The organism is Paenibacillus sp. FSL P2-0173, assembly GCF_038008045.1.
Taxonomy (GTDB): Bacteria; Bacillota; Bacilli; order Paenibacillales; family Paenibacillaceae; genus Paenibacillus; species Paenibacillus polymyxa_B.
In genome coordinates, this window is sequence record NZ_JBBOYK010000001.1 from 456,802 (window position 1) to 479,902 (window position 23,101).

Genomic DNA, 23,101 nt, shown 5'->3' on the forward strand with positions numbered 1-23,101 from the left:
CAGATTTTACCACACAAAAAAACATAATATATATTATGTAAACTTAATGATTCCTTACTAGATAGGACAAGATAAATCAGACATCCAAGTTCATGTAAAACTCGGCTTCTAACCTTCAATCCAGCTTCATTATATAAAGCTCCTATATCAAACGTCTGTAATGCAAAAAAGGCGTGTCCAAAGTTAAGGCACGCTCTTTTATTGTTATTTTATTTGTTTGTAATACTCAATCCCGCGCTCATCGAAATATAACTTTTGTTATCATTCAAGATGATAGGATTGTTTGTAGTTATATATAGCACCTTGCAAATTCGCTTCATTGCCTAATCTACTTTGTTCAATATCTGCACGCACAAAATTATAGAAAGAATCCTTATAAAGCTTTTCTAGCTCTTCCCTAATGGTAATAACCAGTAAAGGATTTTCAGATATGCCTCCCCCAATTACAAACTTTTCAGGATCAAGTATGGATTGCAAATTAATGATTTGTGTTGCGATGTTCCTACAGTATTCTCGAAAAATCGTTTGGACCGTGCCATCACCTTCTTCAATGAACTTGAATATCTTTTCACCTGTCATAGAATCTGCAGGAAGGTCTTTGGCTTTCGCAACGGTTTTAGTTAAAACAAAACTACTCCCTTGCATACCAAGCAGATAATCATCATTGTCTGCATTTTCGTTGTTCGTTCTAATGAAGGAGAACTCCCCAGCTGATAAATGATGGCCCTTCAACAATTTCCCTTGAGAGATGATTCCACCGCCCATCCCTGTTCCAACGACCAGAACGACACCATCGGTAATCCCTTGTAATGAACCACGCCATGCTTCTCCAAGAGCAGCACACTTTCCATCATTTTCAATCGCTACAGGTTTGTGAAACGCTTTCTTAAAAACGTCAAGCATATTTATATCATTTATATATCTTAATGAACCGCCATGCACCATGTGACCGCTTTCCGAATTCACAATACCTGGCATGCTGACGGCTATACCTTCACATTCATCCATAAACTGATTATGAATTTGCTTCAAAGCTACAAGCAGATTCTCAAGTGAGTCCAATGGAGTTTTAACTTTCCCCTTGCACATAAATTCACCTTGAAAATACAAACTAAATTTAATAAAAGAGCCACCAATATCAAAAACCAGTATTTTATTTTTCATGCTACGTATAGTCCTTTCATGAGGCAATTTGGGGTCTTCTCTCCATAACGATAATTAATATTATTGCTTTTGTAAATCCATCATTTTTTTTATCGTTAATAAGACACCGTTTTCTTCGTTGGATTTAGTGATAAAACTGGCTGCATTTTTAGTATTATCACATGCGTTTTTCATAGCAAAACTATATTTTGCTATACTCATAAGTTCCACATCATTTTCACCATCTCCAAAAGACAGGGTCTCATCCTCAGTAATCCCCAATATCTCTTGGAGTTTTCTTACCGTCTCCCCTTTATGGGTATGAAGGGCTGTAATATCCAGCCAATTTGCTTCAGAATCAACGATATAAATTTGATCCATTAGAGTCTTTTCAACATGTTTTCTTAATAAGGAACTTCTTCCAGTTGGATCATATACAGTTATTTTAAGAAAGCTACTGTTGATTTGATCAAATGAATCAATTTTAATCACTTCTTTATACGAGCCTTTCACAATTTTATAGTATTCGTCTTGAATATAAGAATGAACAAATGCTGCTTCCGTTGTACATGCTATGATAATGAAATCATTGGAAAAACTTTCGATATCTCTTATCGCTTGTAAAGCTAAATTGCGTTCAATCGTAAACTCTTTGACGACGACTCCATCCTTTTTAATCCGCGTAGCACTGTCCCCTAAGATCCAGATCCCTTTTCCGTGCTCGCCAAATAATTCTTCTACTCTTTCACACTGCTTGCCTGTACAGGCTACAAAGGAAATATTATTTTCTTGCATTTCTCCATACACCTGATTAAATAATTCGACATCGAAAGTGCTACTATTATTCAGAAAAGTACCATCCAGATCACTTACTACCAGTTTAAACATATATAAATCCTCCCTTAATATATAAAGATCTTTATTAGCCAAGTTTAATTTACGGCTTTTCATTTTCTTTCCATGGATCAACATCAAAATCTCTATTAAAATCTTCAAACATTCATTTAATAGGTGCATTACATACCCTGTACACTTATTAAACCATTTAATTAAACATATTAATAAAGTGAGTAAAAAAAGTTTCTTTATTAAGTGGACATACAAAGTTATTCAAAAAAATCATCGATGGAGCGGTAAGGTTTTACTTCCTTAGGCTGCCCGGATAATGTTAAGCACCAATAAGTACCAATCCATATGACTGAGCAAAGTAAAATCAGTGAGATCATAGAGTGCCCTCGCTTTCTCTTTTAGGTTACACGTTTACTTTAGCTGATGAAACGCGTTTCAGGTCAAGCGATAATTTATAGAAAAGCACATTTTTGTCATGGATGTTTATGATTTAAGATATAATCTTGGGTTAACCGTTCAAAGTTCTCTTTTTCAATGTACGATTCACTTGTTCTGAACTGAACAGCATAAAAAGAAGGAAAACAATGACGGCAATCGGGAAAAAATGAATACTTGTCTGAGAAGCTATAACCCCAAAAATGGGAGGAAGTAATGTCGTTCCTGTATAAGCAACTGCCATTTGATATCTCATGAGTTTGGAAGAATTCTCTTTACCAAACCGAGTTGGCGTTTCATGAAGAAGTCCAGGGTAAATCGGCGCAAGTCCTAACCAATAAGAATAAACCCAGGTAATCATATATACATTATTTAAAGACAATGATTGGACGTTCCAATTCTTTTAGAGTTAACCCTCTCAAACCTGTTTTAAAATCTTCATAAAATAAATCTGAGAAAATAACCTCAGGGTACAAAGGCATCTTATGTTTAGATTTGTAGGATTCTAAAAAACGAAAGAAAGACACTTCTTCTATATTCTCTCTATAGATCACAATTCGATCAGGATCAAATACAGATTGTAATATTTGAATAATTTCACATATACTATTGAAGAAAACTTCCGTTCCCTTGCTCTCATCCCAAACTATCGACGGAAGGAATTTGATTTCACCAGCTAATCCATGTTTGCCTTTTAAAACCCCATTTCGCAAATAAATCCCCATTCCTGGTGGAGAATTCTCAGGAAAATAAATAGCCAGTACACATTGATCTTCATCTATTTGTTCTCTATAGACGTAACCACATACAGCGGCATTTACGTCATTCTCCACAATAACCGGCAAACCAAATTTGCTTTGCACATCCTCTGCCAACCGAATTCCATTTAATCTTTCATGACTGCTGACTGTAATTTCTCCATTTACAGATTGTCCCGGGATTCCTATTCCAATAACTTTAATGGAAGGATAGAGGGAAATGATGTCTTGAATCGTGGAATAAAATTGTGTAGCATTAAAAATTTGAAAGGGATGCTCTTCTTTCATCAGAGCATCCTCATTTAAATTCACTACCGTAGTAGACACTACATCTGTCCCTTGTTTTTCGTTAATATGTATAATCAGTGCTAGACTATACTCATAATTAAAACGATAGGTTAACGCATGCCTGCCTCCGTTTGAAGGGACGATTTCATCTTCAAAGATCTCTCCATTATTAAGCAATTCCTGCATAAGGGTATTGATAGTTACCACACTTAAATCAGTCAATGCGGCTAGTTGGGGTTTTGTTGTCTTACTGATCTGTTTCAATACTTTGCGAACCAGGTTCAGATTTATTTCTTTAATTAAATTTGTATTAGCTTTTTCCATACATAGCACCTTCTTTTTATAACATCATAAAACAACTTTATAAACCATATTTATAAATTTGTTTCACTAATTTTGCAGTAAAATATTACCTTTGTCAAGGTAATATCGTACTAACCTTTAATTCACTATTGCTTTCCAGCTTATTCTGAATTATTCTCATGCTTAACATAAGATGATCGCTAAAATAAGGAGGCTAATCTATTGAAGAATGCTGTTGAAGAACCAAAATCGAATCGTATGCGCAAAATGATTGGGTGGCAGCTAATCAGTATCAGGTTGGAGCAAATCAATCAAAAACAAAACTAACGCTATGAAAAAGAATACTACGTTCATGATCATAATGACCTAAAGCCGTTGATGTGATTTTCAAGTCAGGATGTAATTTCCTCTGACGAGTTTACATAATGATTATTATGTAAACTATTTTTCATTTAATCTCAACTTTCATGCTATACTTACAATCCTGATATCGGTATCTGAATATCCAGCTTATCCATTGCTTTTTCTTTTTCCCGATCAGTGACATGTGTATATACTGTGGTTGTCTGAATGGATGAATGCCCCAGTAGCTCCTGTACAGTACGCAGATCTGCTCCCTTACGTAATAGCATTGTCGCAAATGTATGTCTCAGCTTATGGCTGGAATAAGCCTCCCGGCGTTCTATACTTTTATCTTGCTGGAATCGTTCGAACGTTTCTGTAGCGATCTGTTGAATGGTGCGCACTGCCAGACGGCGGCCTTTTTGGGATATGAACATCGCATCCTCTTTACCTCTCCACGGCGTCAATCTTTCCTCCAACGCATGCTCTACAAAATCACATACGGCTTCCGGTACCGGGAGAGTACGCCACTTACGTCCTTTACCGAACACATCTAACGTACGTCTTTCTCGGCTGTAATCCGAGACATTCAATGAATGAACCTCCCCCACCCGCAATCCCATGTAGACCATCAGCAGAAAAATAGCCATATTACGATTTGCATATTTCCCCTCCACCGCGAGCAAAAACGGATGAATATCCTTTTCATCCAGATAGACGGGCATACGATTCTTTTCAGTTTTTGCTTTTTTAATTCCCACTGCCGGATTTGTGCTGCATAACTCAAATTCCTGTAGCGCTTTAAAAAAACTGTTCACCGCTGCATGCTTCCGGTTCCGCGTACTATCTCCGGCGCCTCCCTCCCGCGCTTTAGACAAATACGACATAACATGAATCTTCTTCACCTGATCGAGTGGTTTTTCACGCAACGTGCGTAAAAATTGCTTTACATCCCCCATATAATTTTTTTGCGTATATATCGTATATCCCGCATCCTTCATCCAGATCAAAAAAGCTTCCAGCTCCTCAGTATATATTTCATCAGTTTCTTCAGTTGTATCGAGCCCCACATGTCGTAACTCTTTTTTCATCCCGTTCGCCTCCAATTCAGTTCATATTCCGAAATATACTGTAAAACGATCATTTTCGTCTGATTTTTATCGACAATCCAATCGACATCTTATGCAGGAGGGATTCTAAAAGTCGTTTTAAACCTAAACAGCGTATAATTTATATTATACGCTGTTTTTTTTAGCGCTTTTTAAGTATAAATAAAGCGCTCCCCTCTTGTCCAGCCTGGTATCGCCTTCAAGCAGACATTTCAAAGCACTTAACGGGGTGGCATAGGGTCAGAGGGGGTCGATCCCACAATGTAGACAAATTAAAACACGCTCAAGAAAAGTTCTCCGAATGTAATTCATTCATATCCAAAACAAAACTAAATAGCCAATAGTCTTGCATGCAGCACCACTTCTCTACTTCATCAGCAAGCTGGGGCGCTGCTCTCGATCGGTAGCAGTCAAAATCGCCATAGCAGCCAAAACATGAATATCATATGCAGTTTCCAGCTCGCTATCCGGATCATCTTCCGGCGCGTGCAACATCTCCATATGATAGCCTGGTAATTTTCACCCAATAGCAGCAGTGGATCACCAAGAATTTCACCGATTTTCGAGATGATGACCGTGTGATCCAGCTTCTGGGCAAATTTCTGCTGGACGCCTACATGCCTTATCATTTAAACTATTAAAAATTAATTTTCGAAAGAGTGAGATTACAACGACAGCATGAGGCTCCAGCACCCGGATCTTACAAACGAAAATACAAACATCACTTTCTGTCAGCCGAAACCCTGATTCATAACTACATAATAATTATTATGTAAACTAAGATTGGAGGATGATTGTATGATTAACAAATTGTACTGGTTACCGATCGGTCAGCTTGATATTGATCGCTCCTCACTCAACCATCATGCACAGCCCGGTGAACTGGTGCGCCTGCAAATCTGGTCGTATCTGCTGGAGACAGATCACGGTCCGATTCTCATTGATACCGGTATGCCGGATTCGTTTATCAACAATCCAAATTATTTTAAAAGTACACCGTTTGAAGGGCGCTTCATTCCCCATATGTCAGCCGATGATAGTATCGTGGCTGTACTGGATCGGATCGGCTATCAACCGGACGATATCCATGCCATCGTAATCTCTCATATGCATATGGATCATGCTGGAGGCAATCCGCATTTTCCGAATACACCGATTTATGTGCAGCAGACCGAAGCAGACGCTGCGATCGGTAATCTGGAGTATGCGCCACCGGAATGCGTGCAGGCGGACTTGAATTACCGACTGCTTCAAGGGGATCATGAGCTGGTTCCAGGTTTGCAACTGTTCTATACTCCGGGTCATTCGCCGGGTCATCAGTCCGCGCTGGTCACAACAAAGGAATCGGGTCCGGTCATGCTGACGATTGATGTTGCCTACACGCAGGAGAATTACGCAAACGACGTGCCGTTTGACGGCTTTGACCGTGAACAGGCACGCCAGTCAATCGCCCGCATTCAGCAGATTGTGCAGGAGGTTAAGCCGAATCTGTTGTTCTTCGGTCATGATCCTGAGCAGGTAGCCGTTCAGCCGGTATATCCACAATACAAATAATGATAATAAAGCAGCTATTTCTCCACCATTCCGGATCTTTTCGGTCCGGGGTATAAAGAAATTGGTATTATGAATGCACACAAAATAGACGTATCCAGAGCCGTGCTTCATTCGGATCATGGCCTCCAGTATACGTCTACGGCGTACACACAGGACTTGAAAAGTTCGGCCTCAAAGGCAAGTGGTGCGGACTGGCAGAATAGTCGTAATTCGGCCAGCTCCCCTCATGAGCTCAATTTCTTCATTTGATTTTTAAATAATCATTATTGTATCTCCTCACTTCCAAAATGTTATAGCCTCTTATTCTTTTCTTTTCATTAGGTAGTTGTAATGACTCCGACATTTAGAACTGCAAAATTTGGTTAACTGAGCTCGCTGATATGGAATAAACCAATGATTGCATCGAATACACCTTTGCAGTTCTAGTTGCTCCCCTCCATAGCTTTCAGCAAAATTTTAAATGAATTAATACACTAAATCCGTTTATATCAAAAAACATGAGCTAGTCAAATTATATACATGAAGTTAATTACGTCTAATCTCCTGTTATCGCCAGCATCAGGAAGTATATCTAAGAACTCATGGGGTGAGTCGCTGTCGACACGGCATGGATGATGAGAAAAAGTAATTTGCAGTCTCGCTCCGTTTTCCCTTGATCATCTAGCACGATATACTTAAAGAAGTCGAAAGGCAAACTTATATTCAGCCTATGCTCATTTCAAAAATGTAGGTTTATTCATGACAAAGGGAGTGTTCATTTATTTATGAGTACCGAAATGCTGGAACGTCGAAGTGAAATTCTAAAACGAAACATCCATCAGTTGCTGGTTCAGGAAAATCAACACGGCGTGACACGTCAGGAAAATTACACGTTGCATAAAATGATCAGAGAGCTGCATCAAACCTCTCATGCCTTGAATACTTCCCGTTGAGATGAAAGGCTGCTAAATCAAATGAAAAAAATAACCTTCAGTCCCACTTCCTTAGTGGTGTTGAAGGTTATTTGTTGTGTGTATCCTTTAATTGACAGGTGGTACCCTTTCGTGATGTTACCCTTTGGAGCGACTCAGCAGATATAAAAAGTATGGCGCACCAATGATGGCTACAATCAAACCTGTCGGTATTTCTTTCTGTAAAGGTAAGGATCGTGTGATCGTATCCGCTACAAGTACCAGGAGTGCTCCGACTAAAGCACAGGTTACCAGCAGCATTTTATGCTTCGGACCCACCAGCTTTCTCGCTAAATGTGGAGCCACCAAACCGACAAAGCCGATACCGCCGCTAACCGAAACACTAGAACTGGCCAATCCAACCGCAGCAGCGAGAAGGAGAATACGTTCCTTTTCGATAGGTGTACCCAACCCCGATGCCGTCTGATCTCCCAGATTAAGCACATTCATCACATTTGCTTTGTAGTATGCGAAAGGAAGCAATACAATCAGCCAAGGCAACAGAGCCATTACGAATTTCCAGTTTGAGCCCCAGATGCTTCCTGCTAACCAATTAGCTACAAACGTGTAGCTTTCAGGTGTCAGCTTAAGAGTCATAATGATCATCGCAGCACTGATACCCGCCGCTACGCCAATTCCGCTCAGCAGTAGCCTTGTCGGGGAAATTCCTTCGCCTTTCTTGTAAGAAAGCGCGTAGATGAGAATAGCAGCTGCTCCTGATCCAATCAGCGCAAGAGCGGGAAGTAAAAACAATGAATTCGTAGTTTGCATAGATGGAAAAAGCAATATAAACAGCATGACCATCAGCCCGGCGCCCGCATTAATCCCCAGAATACCAGGGTCCGCTAGGCCGTTACGTGAGACCCCTTGCATGATGCAGCCAGAAACAGCGAGACCTGCACCGATTAGAAGAGAAATAACCATTCGCGGCAATCGGAATTCAAAGAGGATTAATTCCTGCTGTGGAGTCCCTTGTCCAAACAAGGTTCTAAATAGCTCCATTGGCGAAAGCCGGATAGTTCCCGTATTCGCGCTTATGGTGAACGCAGCAATGAGCAATACGATCAGAATAATTACAACCATCCAATCATGGATTTTTTTACGATGACTAGCTTTGGCAATAGCCCCATTCGTAACGTTATTCATCTTACAGCGCCCTCCTTTCTTTACGTGCCAGATAAAGGAAGAATGGAACCCCAATTAAGGCAATAAGTACGCCCACCGGTGTTTCCTCAGGTGCGTTAATCATACGGGCTGCCAGATCGGCAAATACAATGAGTAAAGCTCCCATAATGGCCGAGCATGGAATAATCCAGCGATAATCGACGCCAACCAGCTTGCGGGTTATATGGGGAATAATTAATCCCACGAAACCTATAGAACCAACCAACGACACCGCTGCACCCGCCAGAATCAGAACAAGAATCATCCCGACTACCTTTACCACCCCAGTTCGCTGACCTAGACTTAACGCAATTTCGTCTCCCAAACTAAGCAGCGTAATGGAGCGCGACAACATGAGAGCGCCGATAAAAGCTGCCACAACCCAAGGCAAAACTATACCGAGCTGAACCCACTTGGTTCCACTAAGCCCTCCGGCATACCAAAAGGCTAAATCCTGTCCAACATTAAAGTACAAACTAATTGCATCTCCTAAGGCAGACAGCAATGCCGTGACAGCTGCGCCCGCCAATACAAGACGAACTGGCGTAAGACCTGATTTGGAGATGGAGCTTGTTCCATATACCATCACAACAGCCAGAGCTGCACCAACAAAGGAATACAACATTAACTGTAAAAAGGAAGATCCGGGAAAAAGGGCAAAGCAAATCGCCATCGCCAAGCTGGCTCCCGAGTTCAGTCCAAGCAAGCCCGAGTCAGCAAGCGGATTTCGGGTCATTCCTTGCATAATTGCACCTGCTACGGCAAAGCAAACTCCGATTAGAACCCCACCCAGAATCCGAGGTAGACGGATTTCCCAAATAATTTGATGGTTTTGTAACTCGGGTTTAAAATGAAAAACGGCGTTCCATACCTCTTCTAGCCTAATAGAGGCTGCACCAAAAGATAGGGATAGCGCGATACCGAACGCTAAAAGTCCAAGCCCAGCTGTCAGGATAAGCGAAGCCGCCCAAGGTCGCGAGTGGAATTGAGTCGGCGACTGGTTATGATTACTTTGAGCAGGGCTATCCGATGATTCTGATAATTTCATAACTATTGTTCACCCTTACTGTTGAATAGTATGTAGCTATCACGAACTGTGTTGAAGATGATGTTGATAATGAGAATTATTATCATGCAATCTTTACTATTGTAAATTAATGTGGCAACGGCTTCAATAGCAAATTTCGAGGAATGCCTAATGATCTGCCCTATTGTGAAAAAATAAAGCCCTTCGGCATAAATACCAAAGGGCTGCCAACAACACCGAAGCGACTACTTCTGTGCGGCGTTCTCTTTATTCCGCTGGACGATCATATCTGCGATTTCTTCAGCTTGCCCTACAATAGCGATGGGATCGAAGTACCAATATCGATCCTCTTGGAGCTCAAAAACCTTACCTTGCCGGACTGCATTCAGTGATTTCCATATGCTGTCTCCTTCGTAACCGCCCAAATCCTTGTTAACCGTCAGAAAGATATAAGAGCCGGCATATTGATTAATGACTTCTTTTGACACCGATTTCCATTGAGTCTCACCTAATAATTCTTTTTGGACAAGCGGCGGAGGTGTCAAATTCAGTCCTCTGTATACCGCCTGTCCTCCTCTGCCAAAATTATCACCATAGACATAGTATTCTTTTTCCGAAGCTTCCATTACGGTGAAAGTATCTCCAGGCTGAACAATTCCCTTTAGCTTGTCACGTGCAGCCTGCATTCGCTGATCGTATTGAGCAAGCCATGTTTTGGCTTCCTGTTCTTTTCCAAGCAGTTCACCAAAAGCTGTCAGTTCCTCATGCACATTCTTGTACGTTCCATAAGGAATCACGATGGTCGGAGCAATTTTACTGTATTTTTCATATTCAGAAGCATCTTTGGAACCAATCAGAATCAAATCCGGCTGCAGAGTCAATACTTTCTCAATGGATACACTTCCGCGGTCTCCAATGCTTGTAATTCCCTGTACAAGATCCTTCGAAAACGGATTATCCAGATAATATTTAACACTTCCCACAGGTTTAATTCCTAGTGCTAATAAATCATTCAGGTACAAATCCACTACAACCCGCTGAGGGTGAACCGGTATCTTAATATCTCCATGAATCGTTTTGACTGTTTTCGTTTCCTCTGATTTTTGTTCACTAGAAGTTTGATTCTGCTTTTCATCCGGCTGCTTTACGTTTCCACCACAGGCGGTAAGAACTAAAATGACTGACAGAAGCATCATCACAATCCACATTTTCTTTGTCAAACTCGTTCATTCCTCTCTCTATTTACGGCGTCATATCGACCTATTTACGTTCCATATTGAGCTTGGTGCAGGCGGCTATATGCCCCTTTTACTGCCAATAACTCTTCATGTCTGCCTTGCTCGGCAATCCCTTGATCTGCAACTACGATAATGCGGTCAGCATTTTTGATCGTTGCCAAACGATGCGCAATAACGAGTGTCGTACGGCCTTGGGATAGCTCTGTCAGCGCCTGCTGAATCGCGGCTTCTGTCTCTGTATCCAATGCTGATGTCGCTTCATCTAAAATGAGAATTGGCGGATTTTTAAGGAACATCCGGGCAATAGACAAACGTTGCTTTTGACCACCGGAGAGCTTCACACCCCGCTCACCGATCATTGTATCCAGACCATCCGGATATGAGCGAACAAGGTCTTCAATCTGAGCTCGACGAGCAGCATCCCAGATTTCTTCTTCCGAAGCATCCAGCTTACCATAAGCGATATTTTCACGAATCGTTCCATCAAAGAGGAATACATCCTGCTGTACGATACCAATCATGGATCGCAGCGATTCCAGCTTCATTTCACGGATATCCATCCCATCAATGGTAATGCTGCCTTCCTCGACATCGTAGAAGCGAGGCAACAAACTGCAAAGTGTCGTTTTACCTGCTCCTGAAGGACCCACAAGTGCTACGGTTTCACCCGCATGGATAGATAGGTCCACTTTGCGTAATACCTTATCTTTGTTCTCGTAACCAAACGTTACACCTGCAAATTGAATATCTCCATTAAGATGGCTAACCGCCTTGGCTCCTGGCAGATCTTCTACATCCGATTCACTTTCCAGCAAATCCAGATACCGTCGGAAGCCAGCAATCCCTTTCGGATACGTTTCGATGACAGAATTAATTTGTTTAATCGGCCCCAGGAATACATTAGACAGCATCACAAATGCGATAAATTCCCCGTAGGTCATCTGTCCTTTGATAACAAACCATGTTCCACACACAAGCACAAACAATGAAACCAGCTTCATTAGTATAAAACTAATTGAGGAATTCCAGGCCATAATCCGGTACGCGATCAGCTTCGTTTTACGGAAACGTCCATTATTTTCAGCAAAACGCTCCATTTCATGAGCTTCGTTGGAGAACGCTTGAACAACACGAATCCCGCTGACGTTATTTTCAATACGAGCGTTGTAATCCGCAATATCAGAAAACATACGATGGAAAGCAGCAGACATTTTTCGGCTGAAATAAAGAGACAAGTAAATCATGAGGGGTACAATGATGAAAGTCAGTACAGCCAGCTTCCAGTTAATACCGAGCATGATACCAAAGGCTCCCCCCAGTGTCATCAACGCGATGAACAAATCTTCAGGTCCGTGGTGGGCAATTTCCCCAATATCCATTAGATCGTTGGTCATACGTGAAACGAGATGCCCTGTTTTGTTATTGTCAAAAAAACGAAAAGATTGCTTTTGTACCCGATCAAACAGCTTTTTACGCATGTCCGATTCGATGTTAATGCCCAGCTTGTGCCCCCAATAGGTAACCACGTAATTCAGCGCAGCACTTATGACATAAATACCGAGTAGAGCTAGACAGGCATATAAAATCCATTTCCAGTTTCCGCTGGGCAGCAAATCATCGACCACCCGGTTGACTGCAAGCGGAAAAGCCAGCTCCAGCAGTGCAGCTAGCAAGGCACAAGAGAAATCAATGATGAACAAAGTCCGGTAAGGACGGTAGTATTCAAAAAATCGTCTAAGCATAGTCATGACTTCTCCTTTCTAATTTCGAGTGATTATTTAGGATCGACGGAAAGCATGTTAACGGCTTCATCCAGCGATTTGTCAATAGCCAGCGGCGAGTAGGTAAACCACGGGTCAGCTTTGATGAAATACACTTTGTGGTTCTTGACAGCCGGGAGATTTCTCCACAATGCACTTTGCTCAATTTGCTTAAGCATTCCGTCCTTGCTCGCTTCATCATAAACCAGCATAATAATTCGGTCTCCTGATAGTTCAGGTAACTTTTCCATTGAAATAACATCATAAACATAATTAAATCTCGGGTCCTTCGCCAGCTTCTGGCGTATGTACTCAGGAGGATTCAATTCCAGTGAACGGTAAATAACATGTCCTACATTCCGCGCTCCGTATACCCTTAACACATTCTTATCGTAGGCCATATAAATCGTAACCGTTTCATCTTTTTTAAATTTTCCAGCCAGCTTCTTTCGACCTTCTTCAGCCTTTTTGTTGAAACTAGCGATCCACTGCTCGGCTTCCTTGTCCTTACCCAGCACGGCTGCGACATTCCGCAGTTGCTCAAATACATCGCCTTCTCCAAACGAAACGACTACGGTTGGAGCAATCTTCTCCAGCTGCTCCTTCACTTCTGGCGTGGTATATTCTGTTGTGATGATCAGGTCCGGTTGTAACTCCAGCACCTTTTCTACATTTGTCGGGTTCCCAATATCCGCAACTCCGTCAATCTTACCTTTTAAATAGTTGCCTTCCAACAAATGGGAAGCAGCACCTGCAGGCTTAACTCCCAAGGCCAGCATAGCATCCAAATATTGTGTCGTGACAACTCGCTGTGGATTTGCAGGGATACTGATCTTATTGCCAGTGGCATCAGTATACTCGCGCATGACAACCGTTTTGGATTGCCCGGAGGGATCATTAGTGCTAGTCTTGTCGTTTGTCTGGTTGTTACTAGCTGCGTTTCCACATGCACTCAATACAACCATCAAAAGAACCACAAGACAAAGCGTGGATTCCCATTTTAATCTGTACCTTTGTTGCACAATATACGTCCTCCTTAGATATATACAATTCATAATATGATAGTGATTCTCATTATCATATAATTGTTATTCTATCTTTTACCGTCTCTTCTTACAATACAAAAATAAAAAACTTCCATTTATGTGTATGTATCGTCATTGTAGAATAGCCAAAAAAAGGACTGATGCGCATTACAGCATCAGTCCGAATAGCTTAATATGTTGAGTCAAGCGCCCTTTTTATTTCGATTGATCCACTAACTCCAGCTTAGCGGGAATGGATGTTTTCACGGTTTTACCTTGAAGTACATCCTTGGCTACCTGCACCGCCAATTGACCAATAAGCTCGGGTTGCTGAGCTACGGTGGCTGTCAGTTTCCCTTCCTTAATTGATTTAAGCGCATCCTCGTTACCGTCAAAACCGATGACTGGAATGTTCTTACCTGAGCTTTGGATTGCTTCGATCGCACCCAACGCCATTTCATCATTGTGGGCAAATACTGCCTGTACGTCCGGGTTTCCTTGCAGCAGATTTTCCATCACGTTCAAACCTTTGGTCCGATCAAAATCGGCCGATTGTTTTGCTATGACTTTCAGATCCTTATCTGCTACTTCATGGAAGCCTTTCCCACGTTCACGGGTAGCGGATGCTCCTGGAACACCTTCCAGCTCAATCACTTTGGCACCTTTTCCAACTTGATCAATCACATATCTGGCAGCCATTCGTCCTCCCTCTACGTTGTCTGAAGCGACGAGTGCTTTTACGTCTCCTTTGTCAGCAGAACGATCCAGTGTAATAACCGGGATGTTCAATGCATTCGCTGATTGTACCACAGTGGAGATGGCCGACGAATCTGTCGGATTAATGAGTAACGCGTTTACTCCCTGTTGAATCAGATCATCCACGTCATTACTTTGTTTCGCCGAATCATTTTGTGCATCCACAACAATGACCTGCATTCCTTGTTTTTTGGCCTCTGCCACAACTCCGTCTTTGAGAGAGACGAAGAATGGATTGTTCAGCGTTGAGATCGACAAGCCGATTTTAATGTCCTTCAGGTTCGCGGCCGCTTTAGGTTTGGCCCATTCGGGCGGTTCCAAGGAACACCCTGTCATGAGCAGGAGCAGCAAGGCAGTCATGATTAATATAAGCTTTTTCATATTTATGTGTCTCCTTCTACGCAGATTAGGTGTATTATGCGGATTTTTTACGGTCAATCAATACAGCAATAGCGATGACTATCCCTTTTACGACCATTTGATAAAAAGAGTTAACCCCCAGCAAGTTCAAGCCATTGTTTAGTGTACCGATGATAAGCACACCAATTAACGTACCTACGATTCGTCCGCGTCCTCCCGAGAGGCTTGTTCCACCTAATACGACAGCCGCAATGGCATCCAGTTCATAAGAAGTACCCGCTGTCGGTTGTGCCGAGTTCAAACGTGAGGTCAAGATAGCACCCGCCAACGCGGAAAGCATTCCAGCCAGAGAGTAAATCCAAATTTTCACACGCGGTACTTTAATACCGGATACAATCGAAGCCTTCTCGTTACCACCGATGGCATACGTTTTGCGTCCGAATGGTGTTTTATGCAAAATGATCCATAGGACAGCAAAGGTAATGAGCATCGTAATCGCTGGAACCGGAATACCGAACTGATAGCCACGACCGAACAATTGAAATACCAGACTGTCTCCGAGTCCTGTAATAGGGTTACCGTTGGTATAAACGAGTGTTAATCCTCTGAAAATGGTCATGGTTGCTAGTGTAGCGATGAACGGAGCCATTTTACCTTTCGTAATCATCAAGCCGTTGACCATGCCCATCACGCCACCCAATGCACAGCCAATGATAATCGCCAAAATAGGATCGAACCCGGCCAGCATCATATTTGCGACAAACGCACTGGATAGTGCTAATATGGAGCCGACTGACAAATCAATTCCGCCTGTGAGAATAACGAAGGTCATACCGAACGCAATTAACGCATTAATAGATACCTGGCGCAATAAATTCAAAATATTAAGCGGTTCCAAAAAGCTGGGATTTAAGACCGATACGATAATTACCAAAATAATGAGTCCCAACAACGGGCCAAGCTTCTGTGTGATTTGTGACATTTGAAAGCCTTTGCTGCTTTTTGATTCATTCATAGTTGTCATATTACTGTCCTCCTGTAGCTAGCGTCATAATATTTTCTTGTGTGGCTTCTTCCCTGCTCAGCTCTCCGCTGATCTTTCCCTCGTGCACCACGACAATACGATCGCTCATGCCGAGTACCTCAGGGAGTTCCGAGGATACCATGATAATCGCGACTCCACGTTCGGTCAGCTCGTTCATCAACTGGTAGATTTCCCGCTTGGCTCCCACATCCACACCTCTCGTCGGTTCGTCAAGAATGAGTACATTTGGACCAATACCTACCCATTTGGCAATAACCACCTTTTGCTGATTACCACCTGACAAACTGCGAACCGTTGTTTCGCCCGATTGGGTTTTAATTTGTAAGCGCTTAATTAAAGTGTTAACAAAATCTAGCTCTTTTTTACCTGAAATAAATCCTTTTGAAGTAAAGCTGAACAGATTTGGCAGCACCATATTTTCCCGGATGGAAAAGTCCAGCACCAAGCCCTCATCTTTTCGATCTTCTGTAATGAAGCCAATCCCTAGTTTCACCGCATCATCCGGCTTACGAATAGACACTTTTTTTCCACGCACATGAATCTCACCACGATCCAAAGCATCCAGTCCAAATAACGCCCGCATGATCTCGGTCCGTCCCGAGCCCATTAAGCCTGAAAAACCTACAATTTCCCCAGATCGTACAGTGAAATTCACATTTTCAAATAACCCTTTATGCGAAGCATTTTTGACCTCCAGCACCACTTCTCCCAAAGCAGGCGTTCTTACCGGGTAGCGTTCAGTCAGCTCTCTACCCACCATTTTCCGTACAACTTCATCAAAATGCGTATCGGGAATCGCCTGAGTATCCACCGTTTTCCCGTCACGCATGATGGTAATCCGATCACAGATCGCGAATATCTCCTCCATCCGATGTGAAATATACACAATCGAAACACCATCTTTTTTCAAGGAAGTAATAACCTCGAACAGCTTCTGAATTTCTCGTTCGGTTAAGGCGGCTGTCGGCTCATCCATCACGATAACTTTAGCATCCGTCATGAGTGCTTTGGCAATTTCAATCATCTGCTGTTGACCCACTGAACAATCGCCTGCTTCACCGTTCAATGGAAGATTTACCGAAAGCTTGCTGAATTGTTCATTTGCTAGCGCTTTCATTTTGGAGCTGTCTAGTAAGCCCCACTTGGATGTCATTTCCTTGCCGATAAATAGATTTTCCAGCACGGTCATCTCCGGCCACACATTCAGTTCCTGGTGAATAAAAGCAATTCCTTTTTGCTCCGCTTCTTTGGGGTCGGCAAAATAGGTTTCCTGACCGTCAATGATGATCGTTCCCTCATCTCGCCGATGCAGTCCGATTAAAATATTCATCAGCGTTGATTTGCCTGCACCATTCTCACCCATGAGGGCATGTACTTCTCCTTCACGAAGATCAAAGTCAACACCACTCAGTACCTGATTGGTTCCAAAGGCTTTGTGAATTCCTTTCATTTGAATCTGCATGCTGTACCCTCCTTTTTATTCAACATTGATTTATCCAAAATGAACTCCTGCCTGCAAAATACAATTGGCAAACGGCTTAGCCTCTCCTGTACGAATGACCGCCTTCGCATACCGGGTCAGCTCCTTGAATTGTTCATGAGGGCAAAACTCAATGACGGCTGCCTGCTTATTAAGCTGTGGCTGTTCTAATTGCTCCCCTGCAAAGGTGCGCATAATATACTGTAATGCTTGTTCATTTTCTTGTTTAATTTCTTCGGCCAGCATTACTTTTTCGATCACCATATCTGCTGCAATGACATCAACGACGTCCTGAAAGGATGGAACCCCCAATTTAAGGGCCAAATCAATTTTGGTAACGCCTTCAGGAACAGGTAAGCCAGCATCAGCCACGACAATATAGTCTGTGTGGCCGAGATCCGACAGTATTCTGGATATATGACTGTTTAGGATTCCATGTTTCTTCATATTATATTTGCTCCTCCACTTCACGTCGGGTTGGCATTCCACCTTGGGCTCCAAATTTGGTTACGGACAATGACGCAGCACGATTAGCAAATTTCACACTGTCTGCCAACGAATTTCCTTCAGCCAATGCCACTGCAAAAGCAGCGTTAAACGTATCTCCTGCACCTGTTGTATCAACGGCTTCTACTTTATAAGTAGGAACCACGACTTCCTGTTCTCCGTCGAAGAATCGTACACCGTTGCTGCCCTCAGTCACAAACAGCTTGTTGGGATATTTGCGCAACGCTTCTTGCAGGCTCATATCCTTAAACATAATGGCAGCTTCATGCTCGTTTGGCGTAATGTAGGTCGCATTCGCAATTACGCTTTCTTCCACTTCACGAGCCGGGGCTGGATTCAGCAACAAGGGTACCTGGTACTTCGCACAAATTTCGCTTACATAAACAACCGTTTCCGACGGTATTTCCTGTTGAATTAACACAATATCCGAACTTCGAATGACGTCAAGTGCTTCTTCCACATAGGCGGGTGTCACTTCATTATTTGCTGCTTTTACCACGACAATACTGTTATCACCTTCAGCTAGTACAATATGCGCTGTACCGCTTTCCATATGTGTAACCGGTTTCACATAGCCAGTATGAACATGATTTTCTTCAAAATTCCGTAAAATCTGTTCTCCAAAATGGTCATCCCCTACACGTCCAATCATCGTAACGTCTGCTCCGAGTCGTGCTGCGGCTACTGCCTGATTGGCTCCTTTACCTCCAGGTACGGTTGTAAAGCTTTCACCCAATACCGTTTCACCAGCACCGGGACGTTTGGACGAAGTAACTACGAGATCCATAGAACTGCTTCCGATAATTGAAATTTTAGCCATCATGATCCACCTTTCTTGTCGTTTCCCGTTCTATAAATTTGACGGGCAATTGTATGCTTGAATAGGTAAGTACTTTCGAATGAAGATTAGGTACGCTTGACTTCGTTACTTGCGACTGCTCAATCAACTGAATGAGTAGCCCTGCTGCTTCCCAGCCCATTTCATAAGCAGGTTGTCGGATCGTTGACAAAGGCGGGAATAACAAACTACTTAATGGTATATCATCAAACCCGATAATTTGAACATCATCCGGGATTTTCTTTCCTAATCTATGTGCCTCATGCATCACCGCTGTAGCCACGATATCGTTACTTGCGATAACTCCGTCCGTATCCGGGTACTTGCTAAACAGCTCTTTGGCCCACGACTCGGCCTCCTTGAACGAAAAGGAGGTTGTCTCGACCACATGGTAAGCAATTCCGGATTGCTGAAGCTCTTCAACCGCCCCGCGAAAACGGTCTTGTGCTGGACGAATATGTGCAGGGCCCTGCATGACTGTAATTTGTTTGCTGCCGCGGGCAACCATTTCTTGAGCAGCCAAGCAACCGCCATGGGCTCCATCTGCATATACGGAGAGGCTGTCACTGGAAGTTCGATCGAGAAAAACGACCGGGATCTTCAGTTTGGCATAACAATCGGCATCGGGATCATTGGTAGAAGAAATAACACCAACGACATTATTTTGAACAAAAGTATCCATGTAATCCAATTCTTTTTGGCGATCTTCATCACTATTACCGAAAATAATCCGAAAATCATTTTCCTGCATTCGATCCTCCACCCCACGAGCTAACAAGGGAAAGTAAGGGTTCGTAATATCCGGCAGCAGCAGGCCGATTAATCTGGATTTCTTTTTATACAAAGAACGTGCAACTTCATTAGGCTTGTAATTTAACTGCTTCACAGCAGCCTCTACCTTTCGCCGTGTATCCTCATGTACATATCCAGTTTCATTAATAACTCTGGATACGGTCGCTACGGAAACACCTGCAAAGCTGGCGACTTCTTTAATTGTTGTCATAGTGTAGGTTCAACTCCAATGTGTAACCGGTTACACATATAAAATATCACAGCATTAATTTTTTGACAAGCATTAATTATTTGCACGTTGAATGCTTTAGCTTTATAATTCTTATTGTAACTAATGAAGTTCCACCTTAATACACATTCTAAAGGGGGGAGCACCACTCCCAGTTACTCAATAAAATACGTATACATGGAGGCTTTTTCCTTATGAATATCGAAGTTTGGTCTGATTATATGTGTCCATTCTGTTATATCGGCAAACGCCGTTTGGAGCAAGTATTACAGCAATTCCCACATCGCAATGAGGTGCAATTGACATTCAAGAGTTTCGAATTGAACCCGAATGCTGTGAGAGATAGTGGTAAAACGATCAATGAAGAACTATCAGCTAAATATGGGGTCAGTCTGCAAGAGGCTCAGGCTATGAATGATCGAATGAACGAAAACGCACGCTCTGCGGGTCTTGATTATAATATTCATGCCATGGTGCCGACGAACTCTCTTGATGCTCACCGCTTAACACTTTGGGCTCAAACACAAGGCAAAATGCTGGAGCTGAGCGAGCGTTTATTCCAAGCTGTTTTCATCGAAGGCAAGCATACAGGGGATCATGAAGTGCTGGTAGCGCTGGCTACTGAAGTTGGTTTGGATCAAAAGGAAGCGGCTGCTATATTAGCCAGTGACCGTTTTACCGACGAAGTTAGAGCTGATGAAGCCGAAGGCGCTGAATTGGGTGTTCAGGGTGTGCCATTCTTTGTATTTGATCGAAAATTTGCTATTTCTGGTGCCCAGCCGGAGGAAGTATTTCATGATGCGCTTCAAAAAGCATGGGATGAACGCTCACCTTTCACCATGATAAGCGGCAGCTCGTCCAAACAAGATGCAGGTGGTTTATGTACCGATGAGGGTTGTGAGCTTCCAGGCCGTGAGGGCTGAACAGTCCGTGAATGAAGATTTTCTACTTCCTAAATAAATTTTAAAAAAGCGTGCCAGCACTCAATTAAACCTGAGGCTGGCACGCATCTTTATTTTATAACGATTTAATCATTCCGCCATCCACAAGGATGGTACTCCCTGTCAAATAGGATGAAGCTGAAGACGCCAGAAAAGCAACAACTTTACCGAACTCTTCAGGCTGTCCATACCGTCCCAATGGAATGCCCTCTTCTGCTTGTTTGCGAACCTGATCCGTCGTTTGCTGGGTTTTCTCAGCTCGATGCTCGTCCAAGCTACGCACGCGATCAGTTGCAATTCTCCCCGGTGCTACAGTATGTACCAGAATATTATGAGGAGCTAATTCCAGAGACAATGTTTTTGCCAATCCAGCAACTCCAGTACGCAGCGTATTTGAAATGATTAACCCCGGAATTGGCTGCTTAACTGAGGAAGAAGCAATATTTAAAATCCTACCGCTTTGTTGTTTTTTCATATATGGTAACACTTCACGGATCAACCGGATATGACTAAGTAAATTTTGTTCAAAGGCCTGCATCCACTTTTCATCTGTAAAATCATCAAAGGTACCGGCAGGAGGCCCACCCGCATTGTTAACCAAAATATCTACGGTGCCAAACAAATCAGCTGTACGGCGGATGGCCTGGGAGATATGTTCTGGTTTTGTTACATCGCAAACTACATATTCAACGCGGCCACTCGCTGTTTCCAGTAATTCCGCCTGCGTCCGCTGAAGCTCTGCTTCGTTCCGTCCTGAAATGACGACATTCGCACCCTCGCGTGCCAGCTCTCGTGCGCTTGCCTTGCCGAGTCCTTTACTGGAACCTGCAACAAAGGCTGTTTTTCCCGTTAATCCTAAATCCATCTATGACACTCCCTTTTCTAAGCGTTCTCTATTTAATTGTACACATGACCAGCACATAATGCGAATAGCTTGGTAGTATTATGAAGGCTATCTATCTTCTCACCATTAAAAAGAATACGAAATCATTAATTGCAAGGTAAAACAAAAAGGCCTGACAGTTAGTCAGGGCCCTTTTTGTTTACAGCACGTTAAGATGTTGATGCAGGTGTTGTTGTTGTCTGCTCGTATACAACAACGGACTGGCTCTCAGGCTCCCATTTTACATTTGTCCCCAAGGCCTCTCCGATTACCCTTACAGGTACCATTGTCGTCCCATCCACTATGGATGCTGGCTGCTCGATAGAATACGGCTGACCGTTAATATATGCTTTTGGACTGTTAACAAATAATTTGACGGACACGCCGTTACGGGTGACAGTAACAGCCTTTTCTTTCGGATCCCAGGAAACCTTTGCATCCAAAGCTTCGGAAGCTGTTCTAAACGGAACAAGTGTGGTCCCATTGCGGTTAATCGGTTTGGCATCGTATTTTTCACCATTCACGAACAGCTTCATACCCGACGGCCGTCCGGCCTTCTTCGAGAATTCACCCAGCTTTTTGTAGCTGTCCAGATCGGACACATTAGCCAGTACCGCCTCCTCCTGCATGTAAACGGCATCAGTCACATTTCCGTTTTCAGCCAGTAGCTCAGCTGCCTCAGTCAGTGCTTTACCAGAATTCCGGATCAATTCAAGTTCAGCAACCTGCTCCGGAGTCAAACGGTTTGGGTATTTCGTAAGCAGCAGATTCGCAATAACCGCTCCTGCCGGCTTATCCTTCGTATTTTCTACCGCGTGAAGCAGACCCTTATAACCGTTGCGTCCCTTGTGACCATTATGGTCTTTGGACTCCTCGTATGTATCATCTGTTACTGCAACAGGTTCGGTTTTTCTGATTTCTGCGTGTTTGTCTTTTTTACTGTTTTCATCCTTTTTCCCGGATGCTTTGTCTTTTTGTTTTTTGGACTGATCATTGTCTGAGTCATGGGGATTGATTGGCTCTTCCCCGCTCTTTTCATTCCCGTCTTTAACAGACGTCTTTGCTTCCTGTTTGTTCTCCTGATCATTTCCGCGTCCCTGCTTGGCTTCAGCGGTTCCCGCTGCCAAACCCAAGACCAGTATACACGCTAGTAAAGCTGTCCAAGTGTTTCTCATGATGCGATTCCTCCTTATAGTAAAGACCGGGCTCAAATGTCCCTAGATGTATTAACGGCTTCTCTAAGCTGATTTTTTATCTTTTCTTATCTAATGTGTGAGACACTACTATAGCTGCAGTCCATATTGTCAAAATCACTATAAAATTTT

Annotated in this window: 22 protein-coding genes and 1 pseudogene; 4 read left to right on the forward strand and 19 right to left on the reverse strand. The window is 42.9% G+C overall.

What is annotated here, in order from left to right; all coding sequences use genetic code 11:
• Window positions 1-261 precede the first annotated feature (261 nt).
• The 6 genes and pseudogenes from MKX30_RS01800 to MKX30_RS01825 all read right to left on the reverse strand — a co-directional run bounded on the left by MKX30_RS01800 (window position 262) and on the right by MKX30_RS01825 (window position 5,728).
• On the reverse strand, window positions 262-1,164 hold the full coding sequence (locus MKX30_RS01800) for an ROK family protein (RefSeq protein WP_023988912.1): 903 nt from the start codon (window positions 1,162-1,164) through the stop codon (window positions 262-264).
• A gap of 60 nt (window positions 1,165-1,224) precedes the next feature.
• Window positions 1,225-2,031: an HAD-IIB family hydrolase gene (locus MKX30_RS01805; RefSeq protein ID WP_341062374.1), complete on the reverse strand. Its 807-nt coding sequence runs from the start codon at window positions 2,029-2,031 to the stop codon at window positions 1,225-1,227.
• 469 nt (window positions 2,032-2,500) lie between these two features.
• Window positions 2,501-2,784 (reverse strand): annotated as a pseudogene (locus MKX30_RS01810) (MFS transporter); the annotation flags it as partial.
• Between the two features lie 11 nt (window positions 2,785-2,795).
• Window positions 2,796-3,797: an ROK family protein gene (locus MKX30_RS01815; RefSeq protein ID WP_341062375.1), complete on the reverse strand. Its 1,002-nt coding sequence runs from the start codon at window positions 3,795-3,797 to the stop codon at window positions 2,796-2,798.
• A 455-nt stretch (window positions 3,798-4,252) separates the two neighbouring features.
• Window positions 4,253-5,209, reverse strand: coding sequence for a tyrosine-type recombinase/integrase (locus MKX30_RS01820; RefSeq protein ID WP_341062377.1), 957 nt, complete (start codon window positions 5,207-5,209; stop codon window positions 4,253-4,255).
• A gap of 384 nt (window positions 5,210-5,593) precedes the next feature.
• On the reverse strand, window positions 5,594-5,728 hold the full coding sequence (locus MKX30_RS01825) for a hypothetical protein (protein ID WP_341062379.1): 135 nt from the start codon (window positions 5,726-5,728) through the stop codon (window positions 5,594-5,596).
• A gap of 297 nt (window positions 5,729-6,025) precedes the next feature.
• Between MKX30_RS01825 and aiiA the strand changes: the two genes are divergently transcribed.
• The 3 genes from aiiA (at window position 6,026) to MKX30_RS01840 (ending at window position 7,713) form a co-directional block, all read left to right on the forward strand.
• A complete protein-coding gene (gene aiiA / locus MKX30_RS01830) occupies window positions 6,026-6,781 on the forward strand; it encodes a quorum-quenching N-acyl homoserine lactonase AiiA (RefSeq protein WP_071558670.1) in 756 nt (251 codons plus the stop codon).
• A gap of 69 nt (window positions 6,782-6,850) precedes the next feature.
• Window positions 6,851-7,030, forward strand: a complete 180-nt coding sequence (locus MKX30_RS01835) for a hypothetical protein (protein WP_144390585.1) — start codon at window positions 6,851-6,853, stop codon at window positions 7,028-7,030.
• Window positions 7,031-7,545: 515 nt separating this feature from the next.
• Entirely contained in the window at window positions 7,546-7,713 is a 168-nt protein-coding gene (locus tag MKX30_RS01840) for a hypothetical protein (protein WP_007432475.1), read from the forward strand.
• A 117-nt stretch (window positions 7,714-7,830) separates the two neighbouring features.
• Here the strand turns inward: MKX30_RS01840 and MKX30_RS01845 are convergent, their stop codons facing one another.
• The 11 genes from MKX30_RS01845 to MKX30_RS01895 all read right to left on the reverse strand — a co-directional run bounded on the left by MKX30_RS01845 (window position 7,831) and on the right by MKX30_RS01895 (window position 19,934).
• Window positions 7,831-8,877, reverse strand: a complete 1,047-nt coding sequence (locus MKX30_RS01845) for a FecCD family ABC transporter permease (RefSeq protein WP_023988920.1) — start codon at window positions 8,875-8,877, stop codon at window positions 7,831-7,833.
• Between the two features lies 1 nt (window position 8,878).
• On the reverse strand, window positions 8,879-9,943 hold the full coding sequence (locus MKX30_RS01850) for a FecCD family ABC transporter permease (RefSeq protein WP_025720646.1): 1,065 nt from the start codon (window positions 9,941-9,943) through the stop codon (window positions 8,879-8,881).
• Window positions 9,944-10,167: 224 nt separating this feature from the next.
• Window positions 10,168-11,118: an ABC transporter substrate-binding protein gene (locus MKX30_RS01855; RefSeq protein ID WP_256715645.1), complete on the reverse strand. Its 951-nt coding sequence runs from the start codon at window positions 11,116-11,118 to the stop codon at window positions 10,168-10,170.
• 68 nt (window positions 11,119-11,186) lie between these two features.
• Entirely contained in the window at window positions 11,187-12,902 is a 1,716-nt protein-coding gene (locus MKX30_RS01860; protein WP_069080614.1) for an ABC transporter ATP-binding protein, read from the reverse strand.
• A gap of 32 nt (window positions 12,903-12,934) precedes the next feature.
• Window positions 12,935-13,942 (reverse strand): ABC transporter substrate-binding protein, encoded by a 1,008-nt coding sequence (locus tag MKX30_RS01865; protein ID WP_069080613.1) that lies wholly within the window; start codon window positions 13,940-13,942, stop codon window positions 12,935-12,937.
• Between the two features lie 219 nt (window positions 13,943-14,161).
• The gene (gene rbsB, locus MKX30_RS01870; protein WP_341062383.1) at window positions 14,162-15,082 is read right to left on the reverse strand and encodes a ribose ABC transporter substrate-binding protein RbsB; all 921 of its coding nucleotides are present in this window, start codon (window positions 15,080-15,082) and stop codon (window positions 14,162-14,164) included.
• A gap of 34 nt (window positions 15,083-15,116) precedes the next feature.
• Window positions 15,117-16,085 carry an ABC transporter permease subunit gene (locus tag MKX30_RS01875; RefSeq protein ID WP_013310465.1) on the reverse strand — a complete coding sequence of 323 codons (969 nt, stop codon included), beginning with the start codon at window positions 16,083-16,085 and terminating at the stop codon, window positions 15,117-15,119.
• 1 nt (window position 16,086) lies between these two features.
• Window positions 16,087-17,568: a sugar ABC transporter ATP-binding protein gene (locus MKX30_RS01880; RefSeq protein ID WP_023988927.1), complete on the reverse strand. Its 1,482-nt coding sequence runs from the start codon at window positions 17,566-17,568 to the stop codon at window positions 16,087-16,089.
• Window positions 17,569-17,598: 30 nt separating this feature from the next.
• A complete protein-coding gene (gene rbsD / locus MKX30_RS01885; protein ID WP_023988928.1) occupies window positions 17,599-18,033 on the reverse strand; it encodes a D-ribose pyranase in 435 nt (144 codons plus the stop codon).
• Between the two features lies 1 nt (window position 18,034).
• Window positions 18,035-18,913 carry a ribokinase gene (gene rbsK, locus MKX30_RS01890; protein WP_068942581.1) on the reverse strand — a complete coding sequence of 293 codons (879 nt, stop codon included), beginning with the start codon at window positions 18,911-18,913 and terminating at the stop codon, window positions 18,035-18,037.
• Window positions 18,906-19,934: a LacI family DNA-binding transcriptional regulator gene (locus tag MKX30_RS01895; RefSeq protein ID WP_053325576.1), complete on the reverse strand. Its 1,029-nt coding sequence runs from the start codon at window positions 19,932-19,934 to the stop codon at window positions 18,906-18,908. The genes rbsK and MKX30_RS01895 overlap by 8 nt, the downstream gene beginning before the upstream one ends.
• Window positions 19,935-20,146: 212 nt before the next feature.
• Here MKX30_RS01895 and MKX30_RS01900 point away from each other — a divergent pair, with 212 nt between their 5' ends.
• Complete coding sequence (locus MKX30_RS01900) at window positions 20,147-20,875, forward strand: DsbA family oxidoreductase (protein ID WP_023988931.1); 729 nt, start codon at window positions 20,147-20,149, stop codon at window positions 20,873-20,875.
• A gap of 94 nt (window positions 20,876-20,969) precedes the next feature.
• Here the strand turns inward: MKX30_RS01900 and MKX30_RS01905 are convergent, their stop codons facing one another.
• Together MKX30_RS01905 and MKX30_RS01910 are read right to left on the reverse strand one after the other, a co-directional pair.
• Window positions 20,970-21,758, reverse strand: a complete 789-nt coding sequence (locus tag MKX30_RS01905) for an SDR family oxidoreductase (RefSeq protein WP_341062385.1) — start codon at window positions 21,756-21,758, stop codon at window positions 20,970-20,972.
• A gap of 188 nt (window positions 21,759-21,946) precedes the next feature.
• Window positions 21,947-22,951 carry a copper amine oxidase N-terminal domain-containing protein gene (locus MKX30_RS01910; RefSeq protein ID WP_069080612.1) on the reverse strand — a complete coding sequence of 335 codons (1,005 nt, stop codon included), beginning with the start codon at window positions 22,949-22,951 and terminating at the stop codon, window positions 21,947-21,949.
• Window positions 22,952-23,101 lie beyond the last annotated feature (150 nt).